The sequence below is a fragment of the Flavobacterium sp. 3HN19-14 genome (assembly GCF_051373205.1).
Taxonomy (GTDB): Bacteria; Bacteroidota; Bacteroidia; order Flavobacteriales; family Flavobacteriaceae; genus Flavobacterium.
The window spans coordinates 3,802,842-3,816,233 of the sequence record NZ_JBPPZT010000001.1 but is presented as its reverse complement, the minus strand read 5'-3'; the positions used below and the strand labels follow the sequence as shown (position 1 = coordinate 3,816,233).

The following is a 13,392-nucleotide window of genomic DNA, read 5'->3' as shown; positions in this document are numbered from 1 at the left end:
CGCCTTGTTTTAAAATGACATCTGTAAAAGTAGCGGTACCCAGGTTGTCAGTCCGCCCGTTGCCGGAAGCGTGATGGTTTCTGAGATTTTTCCGTTAGCGTCTTCAAGGTAAATTTTTCCTGCAGCCGATGCGCTCGCGTAGCGGATGTCAACATCATATGCTTTTTCTGCCGTCGTGTTAAGCGTATAGTTGAGCCATTCTCCATTTTCGATGAAGCCTACCTGAAATCCGTTGTTCGGCGTGTCATTTGTTGACTGGATATCTACGCCGTCATTTCGCATTGCATAACCGCTGTTCCAAGGCGTAAAACTTCCTAAATCGACTTGGTAATTCGCAACGCCTTTATCGGAATAAGCATATCCATTCTGCCCTAAATCATATTCGGTTGCGAATATTTTTCCCGGAACAGGGTGGTTTTTATATTTCTTGGTAGAAGTTGTTGTAATCTGACGGAACATGGCATCAACGACATCAGGCTTGCAAACGACATTTTGCATTTTGTAATTGTCGGCCAGTTGCATCAACGCCGCTTTTGCGTAACCTGTACTAGGCTGCGTACCACCGTTTTTCCAGTAATTGAGCAGCGTTTCAAATTCTGCAGGTTTTTTTACCGAAGTGACACCGGCAATATTCTCTACCTTTTTCATTGGCCAAAACGCCCAGCCAATGTTGTTGGATTCCATAAGAGCTATTGCATCCTTAAACCAAACATTTGAATTCTCGCCGCTTTCTCCAAGCCAGATTGGAACATTATATTGCGTTCTGTAATTGAGCATTCCCTGTATTGACCCCTGTGTATTGTAATTCCAGTATTTATGAAAACTCAATGCCATATTCTGATCCCACAAACCACCATTCAATATGCCGTTGTAATTATTGCCCCAGCAATTTCCTTCGATGATAATCATGTGGTTATTGTCTACCTGGCGAATAGCAGCCGTGACATCCATCATCAGTGATTTTAAAGGCGCATTACTGTTTTCTGAGCAGCCGTTTACGTTTGTGCCATCAAAATTCCAGTTGGGTTCATTGATAATATCATAGGCACCAATCCACGGACTGTCTTTATACCTTAAAGCTATTTTCTGCCAAAGTGCTTTCATCTTCTCTCGGTTCGCAACACTTTCCCAGAGCGATGGTTTGGTGTTGTCGTAATCTGAAATGGCAGCGTCATGTCCTTGCCCGCCCGGCGTCGCGTGCATATCAAGAATCAGATACATATTGTTGGCGGCGCACCAGTTTAAAAGGTTGTCGGTCATTGTAAAACCTTCGTCAAGCCAGGTATTCTGACCGGCAACGGTTTCTTGTTCAATCGGTAAAGTGTAAAGGTTATAATGCATCGGCAGCCTGACAGAATTGAATCCCCAGGCAGCGAGCGAATCGATGTCGCGTTTGGTAATACCGTTAGCACGGTAGGTCTGGTAAAATTCGGCAGTATTGGCTTCTCCGATAAGGTCGGTGATTTTCTTTTGATAACGTGCTGAGGTTGCGGCAAACGACTCCATCTGCAGCATATAACCTTCCTGGCAGATCCATCCGCCAAGGCCAAGGCCACGTAAAAGAACGGGTTGGTTGTTACCGTCGACAATATTCTGCCCGCTGCGGTGCAGATAACCCTGGGCAAAAGAAGGCAGGGTCATTGCCGTTAAAAGCAATAGCAATATTTTTTTCATGATAAAAATTTAAAGTTATTCCGAATTAGTAAACCAATGTCTGGATGGCGTGTGGCGGAATCGTAACAATTGTTTTTTGATTATCAACCATAAGGTTGTAAGTGATTTTTTGCGCGCTTTGGTTCATTACCACAGTCACCATTTTTCCGTCTGTATTGAGGAAAGAGGTGCTTAATAACTGGCTTCTGCTCACTACAGTACTCACTCTTTTGGCGTCGGGACGAATAAATTTTGAAAAGTGCCCGATGTAATAGTAAGACGGCGTATAAATCAATTCGCCTGAATTGGTATCGGCGTGAACAGGGGCAAGGCAGAAATTGCTTACGTGATTTGGTCAGCCGGTCTGGTCTAAAAGAATGTTCCAGTCTGTCCAGGCAACAGTTCCGTTATTGAAGTCGTTGATCATCGATGTGCCATAACGCTCTCCATTTGACCACAAATAGTATTTTGTAGCGTCAAATTTTTCCACACAGCCTTCGGTAAAAATCAGATTTTTATCAGGATAAGACTTCTTTGACATTTTTTACGTTGTCGAACATCGGAGCGCGCCGGCCAGTGTTCATACCAGTGGAAGCCCATTTCCCAGGCATATTTGGAAGCTTCCGGATCATTAAAGATAACATTCGCCAGTTGGTTCATCAGGTCGCGATTATGGTCCCAAACGATGATTTTCTTATCGCCAAGACCGTCTTTTTTTAGTGTTAGTTCCGAGATAATTTTTAAGGAAATCTCTTTCTGCTTCTGCAGTGAAGATACAGGATTCCCAGGTTTGGGTTGCCATTGGTTCGTTTTGAACAGTCAATCCCCAAATCGGGATGCCTTCTTTTTCATAAGCTTTTATGAATTTTGTATAATAATTAGCCCACGATTGGTCAAATTCTGGTAATAAAGTACCGCCTTTAAGCATGCTGCCGTTGCTTTTCATGAACGCGGGCGGACTCCACGGACTTACGAATAAAGTAATTTTTCCACCTGAAGTCTTTATGGCTTTTTTAATCAACGGTATACGGAATTGCCTGTCGTGGTCAATGTTGAAAGTCTTAAGTTCTTTATCGCCTTCTTTCACGTAAGTATAACTTCCGCTGCTGAAATCAGAACTGTGAATCGAAGTACGCATCAATGAATACCCGATTCCTTTGTCTTTATCATAATAGGCATTCAGGAATTCCTGCTGTTTTGCAGGCGAAAGTTTTGCGAATACTTCGGCACTGGCGTCAGTAATGGCACCTCCGATTCCCATGAATGTCTGGAATTGCTTTTTTGGTTCTACGAAAACTGAAATTTCTCTTTCAACCGGCTGTTCTGCTTGGGTAAAAGCTAAATCATCGGTTTTTGTGATCTTTAGATTGGTGCTGTCGGCTGTGGTATAAACCGTTATGTTTTTTCCGATGGCTATGAATTCTGGTTTGATCTGCTTTTGCTTGCTTTGTTGCGCAGCGGCAGTAAAACAGAATGCAAGGCAAAGGATTTTAATGCTGTTTTTTTTCATTATAGATCTGATTTATTGATTGATTAAGGACGATTGATGATTTTAAAACCTATTTTTTAAAAAATAGCCCGTAATCAAAAACTGAATACAGGCTATTTTAACTAACTCAAACTTAATTTACTTAATCTATTCTTCGCATTTCTACGTTATCGATGCTGATTGATCCTATGTTATCACCACCACATTTTACAACAATGTAAGCTGTTCCTGAAGTTGGAAACGAAACCACATTTCCTGAAACGTCGCCCGTTCCGCATTGCACGGCTGAGAATAATCCTGAGAAATTTGATGTTCCGCAACCTGCCCAGGTGTTGATTTGCATTCTCTTTCCATTGAAACTATAATCTTGGTTTTGTGTAGGCGCTGTCATCGATGCATACAATTCAAACCATGTATTCGTCGATCCGGTGCCGGAAACAGTCATGTCGATTTTATAATGCTTATCTGCAATAACATTCACAGCTTGGAAAATCCCCTGATGGCCATTAGTGCCTGAAATAGTGGCTTTTTTTCCTGTTGCGTCATACGCCCATGCTGCAGTTCCGCTTGATGGAATGTGTAGAATGGAAAACTGGTTATAATCATCAACGCTATTAAATTCACTGCCCAAAATCAGGTTACCTGCGATTGGGTCAGGAGTTGTAACAGTAATCAATTGTGTTGACATGGTTGTAGTGCCACCCTTCCCTGTTGCAGTGTGTATAACTTTATATGTTCCCGCATCAGGCAAGAAAGCATTAAAATTTACTCCGGGAGCAGTTGGTATCGCGTCAGCTAAATCAGCTTTTGCAACTCCCCACCTTGATGACATTAATTCAGGTGATTCCGTAGCAGTAAGCTTAAAATGATTGGCATCTACCTGAGTAACTGTAAAAGATGCATCGGCTTCCACCAGATTCAAGCCATTTCCGGCTCCTGCCTCATCAGGAGAGCATGCGCTGAAAGTACCTAAAGCTGCAAGCGCAAGCACTAAATATGTTTTTTTAAAATTCATTTCTTAATAATTTAAATTAATTAGTAATTTGGATTTTGTATGATTTTGGTGTTTTCAGTTTCTTTTAGCGGAATTGGCAAAACATTGTTTTTCCCTTCCGTGTAACCTGTTTTTCCCATTGCATGCAATACTGAAGCAGCTTTACCTGTTCTAACCAAGTCAAACCAACGGTGACCTTCACCGGCAAGCTCTAATCTTCTTTCTTTTGCAATGTTATCCTGGCTTACAGGAATTGAAGGCAATCCTACACGTGCTCTGACAGCGTCTAATAAGGCTTGGGCTCTTGTGCCTGTTCCGCCTAATGCTTCGGCTTCCATAAGGTAAGTGTCAGCAAGACGAATTATGTAAGAATTCATGCTGTAGTTCAATTCGATAGTTCCGCCTGCAGTAGTTCTGTCTGAAGTCAAAGGAAGGTATTTTTTAAGAAAGTATCCTGTATCCTGATCTGCAGCAGTATAGTTCGCAGCACCTGCAGTAACCAATGCTTTCATGTCAAGAATCGTAGAATTGAACCTTGGATCTCCTGAAAGTGCGTTATATAAATCCTGTGTTACAGTGTTAAAGCTCCAGCCTCCAGCTAAATCAGGCGCAGTATTATTCAATCTTGAGTAACCACGTGGCCCGATCATCTGTGCCATAGAGTTACCTTCGTCGCTTCCCTGGCACCAGTTCCCCAGCTTGATTCACTTTTATTGGTGTGTGGCGATTCCAAAATAGATTCTGCATTGAATTTATTGGCCGGAATCCAAAGATCTGAATAGTTGGTAAGCAAGTGATATCCATATTGACTGGTTCCGCCCGGCGCTCCGTTAACTTCAGCAAATTGTGCTGCCGCTTCTGCATTTTTGCCTTCATAGAGATAAACTTTACCAAGAAGGGCCTGTACGATACCTTTATTCCAACGACCAGCCTCTGCAGCAGGCACGGTTGCAGGAAGTACAGCGAATGCCTCGGTAAGATCTGTTTCGATTTGTGCATATACAGCTTCCGGAGTTGCTTGCTCAACATTATAAATTTCGGTTGGCAACAGCAAATCAACAATTAACGGAATATGTCCGAAAGACCTTTGCAATTCAAAAAAGTAGTAAGCTCTTAAAGCTTTAGCTTCTGCGGCAAATCGTGCTTTTGTAGTTTCGTCCATCGGCACGTTCCGGAAGTTTTGAAAGAATCAGATTGGCTCTGAAAACGCCTTGGTAATAGTCATTCCAGTAACTGCCCGGCATAACTCCCGGGTTATTGAATAGTCAGAAATCCCGTGAATCCCCGCGCCATCAGTAGCACTACCGCCACCGGCGTAAAAATCATCAGACGCTGCGTTGAAAAACGTAACCGCATTTTCAAATCCACCGGTATGTTTTTTCAGGATATCATAAACCGAAATTAAGCCAGAATAAGCTTCTCCTTCATTTTTATAATAGTCTTGCTCTAAAGTTGCTGCATCGACATCATTTTCAATGTAATCTTTGCTGCAGGATAGCGCAAAGCCTCCAAGAGCCAAAAGCCCAAGAAGATAGTAACTCAATTTTCTCATTTTCATAATAGTAATTTTTTAAAATTGTAAATTAACACCGAACATATATGATTTGGCCTGTGGATAATATCCTCTGTCTATACCTTGAGTATCAGTTCCTGAGTTTCCAATCTCCGGATCGTAACCAGTATATTTTGTGAATGTGAAAAGGTTTTCACCTGTAACATAGAGTCTTACTCTTTCAAGGCCTGCTTTACTAATGATTGATTTTGGTAGTGAATAACCTAATTGAACCATTTTAATTCTGAAATAATCGCCATCTTCTATATAAAAAGCAGAAGGAGTTGTGAAATTTTTATTGGTATCGTCATCTGTAATTCTTGGATAAGTGTTGCTGCTGCCTTCACCAGTCCATCTTCCTAAAGCCGCTGTTTGATAATTTGGAGTCGAACCTAAATCTAATCTACGTAATCCCTTGTAGAGTTGGTTTCCTCCGACACCTTGGCCGAATATTAAAAGATCAATACCTTTGTATTCTAAATTTAACGTTATTCCGTAAGTAAAGTCAGGAATTGGATTTCCTAAATAGTCACGGTCATTTTCGTTAATTTTACCATCATCATTTAAATCTTTATAAATAAAATCACCAGGAACTGCATCCGGTTGGATTACTGTGCCTGCAGAATTGACGTGTGCATCAATCTGGGCCTGGTTCTGGAAGATACCTTGTGTTACCAACCCGTAGAACTGCATGTAAGGGTGGCCCACTTCGGTTCTGGTGATTGGGAATCGCGCAGACTGAATCGAAGCTCCTGTATAAAAGTCCTGTGCAGGGCTGATACTTGTCACTTCGTTTTTAAGTGTAGAGAAATTTCCTGAAAGATTCATTTTAAGGTCGCCGAATGATTTACGGTAGGACATTGAGAATTCAAAACCACTGTTGGTCATTTCGCCAACATTTCCAAGCGGGTTACTATTAGCACCTACGTAACCGGGAATGATGATTTCCTTAATGATTCCTGTAGTTTTTTTGTGGAAATATCCGAATTCAAGGTTAAGAGAGTTAAACAATGTAGTTTCAAGACCAAAATCAGTTTGTGTCGTTTCTTCCCACTGTAAATCAGGATTGGCTAATGTATTCGGACCATTTCCAATTACAACTGTCCCGTCAGTTCCTACAGGATAATTATTTCCTCCGCTGATAGTAGCTGCGTATGGATATTCCCTTCCAAAAATATCATCATTTCCGGTTATACCCCAGCTTCCTCTAAGTTTTAACTGGGTAACTACTTTATTTTGGGCAAGAATCCTTCTTTTGAAGGTACCCAACCTGCTGAAAATGATGGAAAATTACCATATTTTTTATTCGAACCAAAATTCGTAGATCCATCTCGTCTGATTAACGCAGTAGCAATATACTTTTCTTTGTAATCATAATTGGCTCTGGCAAATAATGAAGATAATTTATGCGGTACGTTACGGTAGGCATTACCTTCTTTATCGTCACTAGCAGTTGTCCATCCAAAGGATGCATCTTGCCATCTTGTAACGGGCTGATTGTAATACCTGATGCTTTCACCGCCGCCTTTATTATATTCATAACCTCCCTGACCGAGTAAAACTGTGAAATTATGTCCGCCAACGGTATTTGAATATGATAAGGTATTTTCTATCTGATAATCTTCAGTAGTATTACTTGATTTAAACAGATTGTTTTTCGTTGTAATAAGTACGGCACTTAAAAAAGAAATTGGAGTGAATCCATAATCACCATAATACGCTTTTTTAAGTGTATAATTGGTTTTGAATTTAAGACCCTTAATAGGCTCAATTTCTAAAAATGCATTCCCAACGATGTTATCTGCCCAACTGTAGTTGCCCATTCTTGTTTGTGCATAGGCAAGTGGATTGGTAATTTCGTTTCCTACATTACTTGAAATTCCGTAAAAATTACCATTGGCATCTTTAACCGCTCCTGTTTGAGTATAATATCCTGCAGATGTTATTGCCGGATCGGTCTCAATAAGCGGGGTAGTCGGGTCAAGATTGATTGCTGATGCCAAAGGTTCATCCGAACTCATTATTTGTATTTCCAATACCTACCGTTTTTTCACGTGAGAATCCGATGTTTTCTCCAAAAGTGAAAAACTTGGCGAATTTGTGGGTAGAGTTAATCCTGAAATTTTTACGGTTATAGTTTGAGATATCTGTAGAAACAATTCCTTCTTCATCGCGTAAACCGAATGAAATATAAAAATTAGAATTGTCATTACCTCCGGAGATACTCACCTCGTGTGAACTTTTAGAAGCATGGTTGTTGAAAATAGCATCTTGCCAGTCAGTACCTTTGCCTAACGAAGCAGGATCGGCATATTTTATCGGATGCCCTGCATTAGCGGCAGATTCGTTCATAATCGTAGCGTATTGAGTAGCATTTAAAAGGTCAAGCTTTCTGGATGCTTTAGAAGTTCCGGTGTAGCCGTTGTAACTAACAGAAATTTTTCCGCTTTTTCCTTTTTAGTAGTAATAAGGATTACACCTGCAGCACCTCTGGTACCATAAATCGCTGCTGAAGCAGCATCTTTTAAAACTTCGATAGACTCGATATCTGATTGGTTAAGATAGCCCATACCGCTGGTTCCCAAAACTACGCCGTCGACAACATATAACGGGTCATTTCCGTTGTTCAGTGTTGTAATACCACGAACACGGACTGTTGAGGTAGATCCAGGTTGTCCGGCATTCATCGCAATCGAAACACCTGAAACTCTTCCCTGTAAAGATTGCTCGATTCTTGTAATCGGCAGATTTTCAATGTCTTTTGCCTTAACGCTTGAAATCGCTCCTGTTACCACACTTTTCTTTTGTGTGCCATAACCTACTACAACTACTTCTGTAAGATCGGTTGAAGCTGGTAACAGTTTCACATTAATAGATGTCCTGCCTTTGATGGCCTCCTGGATTGTTGTGTAGCCCAGGAAACTAAATGCTAAATTCCCATTTGAATCTGCTTTGATTTCATAATTTCCATCAAAGTCTGTTACTACAGATTTTTCAGATTCTTTTTCTAAAATTGTTACACCTGGCATGGGTAATCCAGATTCATCGGTTACTTTTCCCTTAATTGTGGCCTGTTGGGCATGCACAGCTACTGAGAATAGAATAGACGAAAAACAAAAAATAAGTAATTTTGTAAATTTCATATTTCTAAAAATTTTGGTTGGTTAATTATTGATTTGAAGCAATATTAAGGTATTTTTTTTTATATCGATAATTATTTTTTATTACAAAAACACATCATATCTAATTTTACAACTTATCAAAAACCAATCAAATAAAAAATAAATAATTGAAAATCAAATAAATAATTTTTTTTTTGAATTGTTACGAAAACGTTAACGTGTAAAAATAAACACTACATTTATAAAAAACTGATATTTGTGTATTGATAAGTTATTTTTTAAGCTGTTTTCTGACTTAAATTAACTGATAATTAACGTTTAAAGCATTTTCTTTAAAAATCAAACAAAACTGTACGGCCATTTATGAGAATAAAATTTTGTTATACCATTTTCTTGCTCTGGGTTGTAAATCTTACAGCTCAGGTCAAGAATATTGGCCTTCCGGAAATACAAAATTATAAAAGGACAGATTACAAAGGTGGTACTCAAAACTGGGGTATTGATCAGGATAAAAACGGTAACATTTATTTTGCGAATAATAACGGATTGCTGCAATTTGATGGTACTTCCTGGACGAAATACACTATTCCCAATTCTTCCCTTATAAGGTCGGTAAAAATTGATAAATCCGGGCGGATATTTATTGGCGGCTATAGTGAATTCGGTTATTTTAAAGCCGATGAAAAGGGTAAACTTCAATACCATTCCCTTATCGGATTGGTAGATAAAAAAATCAAGATCATTGATTTTATCTGGCGGATACATATATATGGTGATGAAATCATTTTTCAATCTTTCGCCAGGCTTTACAGTTATAAAAACAATAAGCTTTCAATTATTGAAGCACCCAACAGATTCCAGTTTTCATTTCTGGTTAATGGCCGGCTTTATTTGCAGGATAATGCTTTAGGATTGATGGAATATAAAAACGGGCATCTTACCTCGCTTAAAAATACACAGGTACTCAACGGAACTGAAGCCTGGTCAATCATGCCCATGGATAATGAAAAACTACTTGTGGCTACTATTGACAAAGGATTGTTTCTTTATGAAAATGAGCAAATGATTCCGTGGGAAACAGAAGCCAACAATTTCATAAAGAAGAACAGTTCACTTGGAGGCGTTATCATTAAGGAAAAATTCATTGTAATCAATTCTGTACTTGATGGAATCATCATTTGTGATAAAGCCGGAAAAATCATACAACATATCAATCGAAAAAAAGGCTTACAGAATAATACCGTTTTGTCTTCTTTTGTTGATAGTCGCAACAACCTTTGGCTTGGGCTTGATAACGGAATCACTTTTGTCAACGAGAATTCGCCCGTAACTTATTTCGGATTCAGTTATGAATTGAGTACCGTTTATGCATCTGTTTTTTTTAATGACTATTTGTACGTAGCGACCAATCGAGGCTTGTTTTACCATACATTGAAAGGCCCTTTCCGTGAAGATACTTTTACATTAGTTGAAGGAACTAACAGTCAGGCATGGAATATTCAGGTCATCGACGGACAGTTATTTTGCGGTCACAACCGTGGCGCCTTTTTGATTGAAGGAGGTAAGTCAGTGAAGACGCTGGATACTAAAGGGTATTGGGGATTTAAAGCAATTCCGGGAAAACCCGGATTTCTGATTGGCTGCAATTATAACGGATTTGCAATATTTGAAAAAACACCGCAAGGATGGAAGTTCAACAATCAGATTGACGGTCTGGAAACTTCGGCCAGCAATTTTGAAATCGATGCAGACTATCTCTGGCTCAAAAAAGACAATCTGATTTATCAGATGACGATTTCCCCGGATTTGAAAAAATTTACGTCAATAAAGATGCATAAAAACCTTCCCGGTTTCACAAAGGAAGTCCAAAGTTTACAGCACATCAATAATAAGGTTTATTTTCAAACCGATAATCATTTTTTTATTTACCTCAAAGAACAGGAGGTTTTTTACGAAGATAAAAAGGTGACCGCGTTGTTTAAAAACCTGCCGAGAGTAAGGTCAATAAACGAGGATGCTTTCGGGAATATCTGGTATATTTTTGAAGAGTCCATCGGGATGTTGATGAAAGACGCGAATGGAGAATATAAGAACATCATTGCGCCGTTTTCAAATCTCACCGGAAACCTCGTTTACGATTATCCTTCGGTAAACACGGTCGACAGGAGTAACATTTTCATTGGCTTAACCGATGGATTGGCGCATTTCGATACGCAATTGCTCAATAATTATGTAACGCGCCCGAAAGCATTTATCAGGACATTTTCATTTCCCGGCGACACCTTGGTTTTGGGTAACGGACAGACGAAATTTGAGAAGTACAGCATTCCTTATGCAGCCAATAGTGTAAGATTTACTTTTTCTTCTCCAACATATGAAAATCTGGAAAATGTGGAGTTTTCCTATCAACTTGAAGGCTTTGACGACAACTGGAGCAAATGGTCAACATTGGCAATGAAAGAATATACCAATCTCAAGGAGGGCGGTTATAAGATGAAAGTCAAAGTGCGGAACAGCTACGGCATTCAATCTGAGGAATCTGTGATTTCGTTTTCTGTCGCGCCGCCTTGGTACCGCCACTGGCTGGCTTATTTGTTATATATTGTGCTCATTGTCGTTGCAACTTATTATATCAGGGCCGTATCCGCGTTAAAATCCGTAAGAATAAATATTACGAAACGGTAGAGCAACGCCGTCTTTATCTGGAAAAGAAGCGAAAATCAGGCAGGAGCAATACGATTTGGAAAAAGAAATCGAAAGGCTTAAAAACGATAAGCTTAAGATCAAGATTTTAGCGAAAGACAAGGAGCTCGTGAACAATTCGCTGCAGGTGGTAAAGAAAAATAAAGTCCTAAATGGAATTATCCAGAAAATGAAAGACATCGAAGTCGATTCTTTTGATGAAACTGCTAAATTCCAATTCAATAAACTCAACAAGAGCATAGTTAAGGAAGTCAATGCTGATAAGAGTTGGAAGGATTTAGAAAAACATATTAAGAATGTTCATTTTGATTTCCTGAAACGGCTTAAGGAAAAATTTCCGACAATTTCGCCACGTGAGCTGGATCTTGCGACTTATTTGCTGATGAATATGTCGACAAAAGAAATCGCCGAAATCATGAATATTTCCAACGGAGGCGTAGAACTGGCGCGTTACAGGCTTCGCAAAAAACTCGAACTGAACAAAAAAGAAAACCTTATCGGATTTTTGATGAGTATATAAAAAAGCCTTCTTTCCGGAAGACTTTTTTATAATAATTCAAGTACTCTTTCAAGCGCCATGCCGCGCGAGCCTTTTATCAGAATATTGCTATCGGCTATTTTGGTTGCTTTTAGTTTTTCCGAAAGTGCGTCAAAGGTTTCGTAAAAATGAAAATTGGCTTTGTTTACTTTGTTGGCATAAAAGTCCTTTCCGATAAAGTAGCATTCAATAACATCCTGATTTTCGAGCAATCGGATAGTTTGTTTATGTTCTTCGGGACTTTCTTCGCCCAATTCAAACATATCGCCTAAAAAAGCGACTTTATTGGGTTGGCTCAATTGCATGAAATTCTCGATGGCGACTTTCATACTGCTCGGATTGGCGTTGTATGCATCGAGAATAATCGCATTCGACCCTTTTTGCAGCAATTGTGAGCGGTTGTTGTCTGGTGCGTAAGCTTCGATAGCGAATTTAATCTGTTCATTGCCGACTTCAAAATGTTTTCCAATGGTAATCGCCGCATTAATATTATTGGCATTGTAAAGGCCTATTAAATTGGATTGTATATGAATGTCTTCAAAGTCAATTTCAACCAGAGGATTAGCGCTTATCGCTTTTATATTGATGAATGCGTTGTCATTATGAAGCCCAAAAGTAATCGTGTCTAATGATTCTGTTTTTTCAACTTGGATTGGATCATCAGTATTGACGAAAGCGGTTTTTTTATTCGCCGAAAGGTAATCATACATTTCACTTTTGCCAATGATGACGCCTTCGACGCCACCAAAACCTTCGAGATGTGCCTTCCCGAAATTTGTGATATAGCCATAATCCGGCTTTGCGATATTGCATAAAAAAGCAATTTCTTTCTGATGATTGGCGCCCATTTCGACAATTCCGATTGCAGTTTTTGAATTGAATGAAAGCAAAGTCAGCGGAACGCCAATATGATTATTAAGATTGCCGACAGTTGCTTTTGTATCGAATTTTTGGGACAATACTACGTTGATCAATTCTTTGGTAGTCGTTTTTCCATTACTTCCGGTTAGCGCAATAATCGGCAGATTCAAATAAATTCTATGAAATTTCGAAAGTTCCTGTAATGCTTCGAGGCTATTATTTACCAATATCGTTCTGTCATCGACGAAATAATCTTCGTTGTCAATGATAACGTACGCAGCGCCTTTTTCTAAGGCTTCTTTAGCAAAAGTATTGGCATCGAATCGTTCGCCTCTTATAGCAACAAATAAAGCGTTTTGTTCAATCTTTCGTGTATCGATTGAAACGCTGCTGCATTTTAAAAACAGTTGGTGAATTTCTTGTATTTCCATGAAACAAAGGTAAAAAATAAAAGCCCTGACTTTCGAAAGGGCTTTTGAA

12 protein-coding genes and 1 pseudogene are annotated in these 13,392 nt (G+C 39.4%); 2 read left to right on the top strand and 11 right to left on the bottom strand.

The window, feature by feature from the left end:
* Window positions 1-9: 9 nt before the first annotated feature.
* The 10 genes and pseudogenes from ACSLFW_RS20705 to ACSLFW_RS20660 form a co-directional block, all read right to left on the bottom strand.
* Window positions 10-1,674, bottom strand: coding sequence for a cellulase family glycosylhydrolase (locus tag ACSLFW_RS20705; RefSeq protein ID WP_436557325.1), 1,665 nt, complete (start codon window positions 1,672-1,674; stop codon window positions 10-12).
* 25 nt (window positions 1,675-1,699) lie between these two features.
* Window positions 1,700-3,163, bottom strand: a pseudogene (locus ACSLFW_RS20700) (glycoside hydrolase family 30 protein).
* Window positions 3,164-3,284: 121 nt separating this feature from the next.
* Window positions 3,285-4,157 (bottom strand): hypothetical protein, encoded by an 873-nt coding sequence (locus ACSLFW_RS20695; RefSeq protein ID WP_436557324.1) that lies wholly within the window; start codon window positions 4,155-4,157, stop codon window positions 3,285-3,287.
* A 20-nt stretch (window positions 4,158-4,177) separates the two neighbouring features.
* Window positions 4,178-4,795, bottom strand: a complete 618-nt coding sequence (locus ACSLFW_RS20690; protein ID WP_436557323.1) for a RagB/SusD family nutrient uptake outer membrane protein — start codon at window positions 4,793-4,795, stop codon at window positions 4,178-4,180.
* Entirely contained in the window at window positions 4,783-5,298 is a 516-nt protein-coding gene (locus tag ACSLFW_RS20685; RefSeq protein ID WP_436557322.1) for a RagB/SusD family nutrient uptake outer membrane protein, read from the bottom strand. The genes ACSLFW_RS20690 and ACSLFW_RS20685 overlap by 13 nt, the downstream gene beginning before the upstream one ends.
* A gap of 27 nt (window positions 5,299-5,325) precedes the next feature.
* Window positions 5,326-5,694, bottom strand: coding sequence for a hypothetical protein (locus tag ACSLFW_RS20680; protein ID WP_436557321.1), 369 nt, complete (start codon window positions 5,692-5,694; stop codon window positions 5,326-5,328).
* Window positions 5,695-5,706: 12 nt separating this feature from the next.
* Window positions 5,707-6,957, bottom strand: a complete 1,251-nt coding sequence (locus ACSLFW_RS20675; protein ID WP_436557320.1) for a TonB-dependent receptor domain-containing protein — start codon at window positions 6,955-6,957, stop codon at window positions 5,707-5,709.
* Window positions 6,915-7,709 carry a hypothetical protein gene (locus ACSLFW_RS20670; RefSeq protein ID WP_436557319.1) on the bottom strand — a complete coding sequence of 265 codons (795 nt, stop codon included), beginning with the start codon at window positions 7,707-7,709 and terminating at the stop codon, window positions 6,915-6,917. Before ACSLFW_RS20670 ends, ACSLFW_RS20675 begins: the two co-directional genes overlap by 43 nt.
* Complete coding sequence (locus ACSLFW_RS20665; protein ID WP_436557318.1) at window positions 7,696-8,040, bottom strand: hypothetical protein; 345 nt, start codon at window positions 8,038-8,040, stop codon at window positions 7,696-7,698. The genes ACSLFW_RS20670 and ACSLFW_RS20665 overlap by 14 nt, the downstream gene beginning before the upstream one ends.
* Before the next feature lie 23 nt (window positions 8,041-8,063).
* A complete protein-coding gene (locus ACSLFW_RS20660) occupies window positions 8,064-8,831 on the bottom strand; it encodes a TonB-dependent receptor plug domain-containing protein (RefSeq protein WP_436557317.1) in 768 nt (255 codons plus the stop codon).
* Window positions 8,832-9,173: 342 nt separating this feature from the next.
* Here ACSLFW_RS20660 and ACSLFW_RS20655 point away from each other — a divergent pair, with 342 nt between their 5' ends.
* Window positions 9,174-11,495, top strand: a complete 2,322-nt coding sequence (locus tag ACSLFW_RS20655) for a triple tyrosine motif-containing protein (protein WP_436557316.1) — start codon at window positions 9,174-9,176, stop codon at window positions 11,493-11,495.
* Window positions 11,496-11,550: 55 nt separating this feature from the next.
* Complete coding sequence (locus tag ACSLFW_RS20650; protein WP_436557315.1) at window positions 11,551-12,033, top strand: helix-turn-helix transcriptional regulator; 483 nt, start codon at window positions 11,551-11,553, stop codon at window positions 12,031-12,033.
* 26 nt (window positions 12,034-12,059) lie between these two features.
* On the opposite strand, the gene ACSLFW_RS20645 is transcribed toward ACSLFW_RS20650, so the two are convergent.
* Window positions 12,060-13,343 (bottom strand): UDP-N-acetylmuramoyl-tripeptide--D-alanyl-D-alanine ligase, encoded by a 1,284-nt coding sequence (locus tag ACSLFW_RS20645; protein ID WP_436557314.1) that lies wholly within the window; start codon window positions 13,341-13,343, stop codon window positions 12,060-12,062.
* Window positions 13,344-13,392 lie beyond the last annotated feature (49 nt).

What these genes read in the sequence shown, in the direction of transcription:
- ACSLFW_RS20705 (WP_436557325.1), bottom strand. Translation starts at nt 1,674, where the DNA reads ATGAAAAAAATATTGCTATTGCTTTTAACGGCAATGACCCTGCCTTCT.
- ACSLFW_RS20695 (WP_436557324.1), bottom strand. Translation starts at nt 4,157, where the DNA reads ATGAATTTTAAAAAAACATATTTAGTGCTTGCGCTTGCAGCTTTAGGT.
- ACSLFW_RS20690 (WP_436557323.1), bottom strand. Translation starts at nt 4,795, where the DNA reads ATGGCACAGATGATCGGGCCACGTGGTTACTCAAGATTGAATAATACT.
- ACSLFW_RS20685 (WP_436557322.1), bottom strand. Translation starts at nt 5,298, where the DNA reads ATGGACGAAACTACAAAAGCACGATTTGCCGCAGAAGCTAAAGCTTTA.
- ACSLFW_RS20680 (WP_436557321.1), bottom strand. Translation starts at nt 5,694, where the DNA reads ATGAAAATGAGAAAATTGAGTTACTATCTTCTTGGGCTTTTGGCTCTT.
- ACSLFW_RS20670 (WP_436557319.1), bottom strand. Translation starts at nt 7,709, where the DNA reads ATGAGTTCGGATGAACCTTTGGCATCAGCAATCAATCTTGACCCGACT.
- ACSLFW_RS20665 (WP_436557318.1), bottom strand. Translation starts at nt 8,040, where the DNA reads ATGAACGAATCTGCCGCTAATGCAGGGCATCCGATAAAATATGCCGAT.
- ACSLFW_RS20660 (WP_436557317.1), bottom strand. Translation starts at nt 8,831, where the DNA reads ATGAAATTTACAAAATTACTTATTTTTTGTTTTTCGTCTATTCTATTC.
- ACSLFW_RS20655 (WP_436557316.1), top strand. Translation starts at nt 9,174, where the DNA reads ATGAGAATAAAATTTTGTTATACCATTTTCTTGCTCTGGGTTGTAAAT.
- ACSLFW_RS20645 (WP_436557314.1), bottom strand. Translation starts at nt 13,343, where the DNA reads ATGGAAATACAAGAAATTCACCAACTGTTTTTAAAATGCAGCAGCGTT.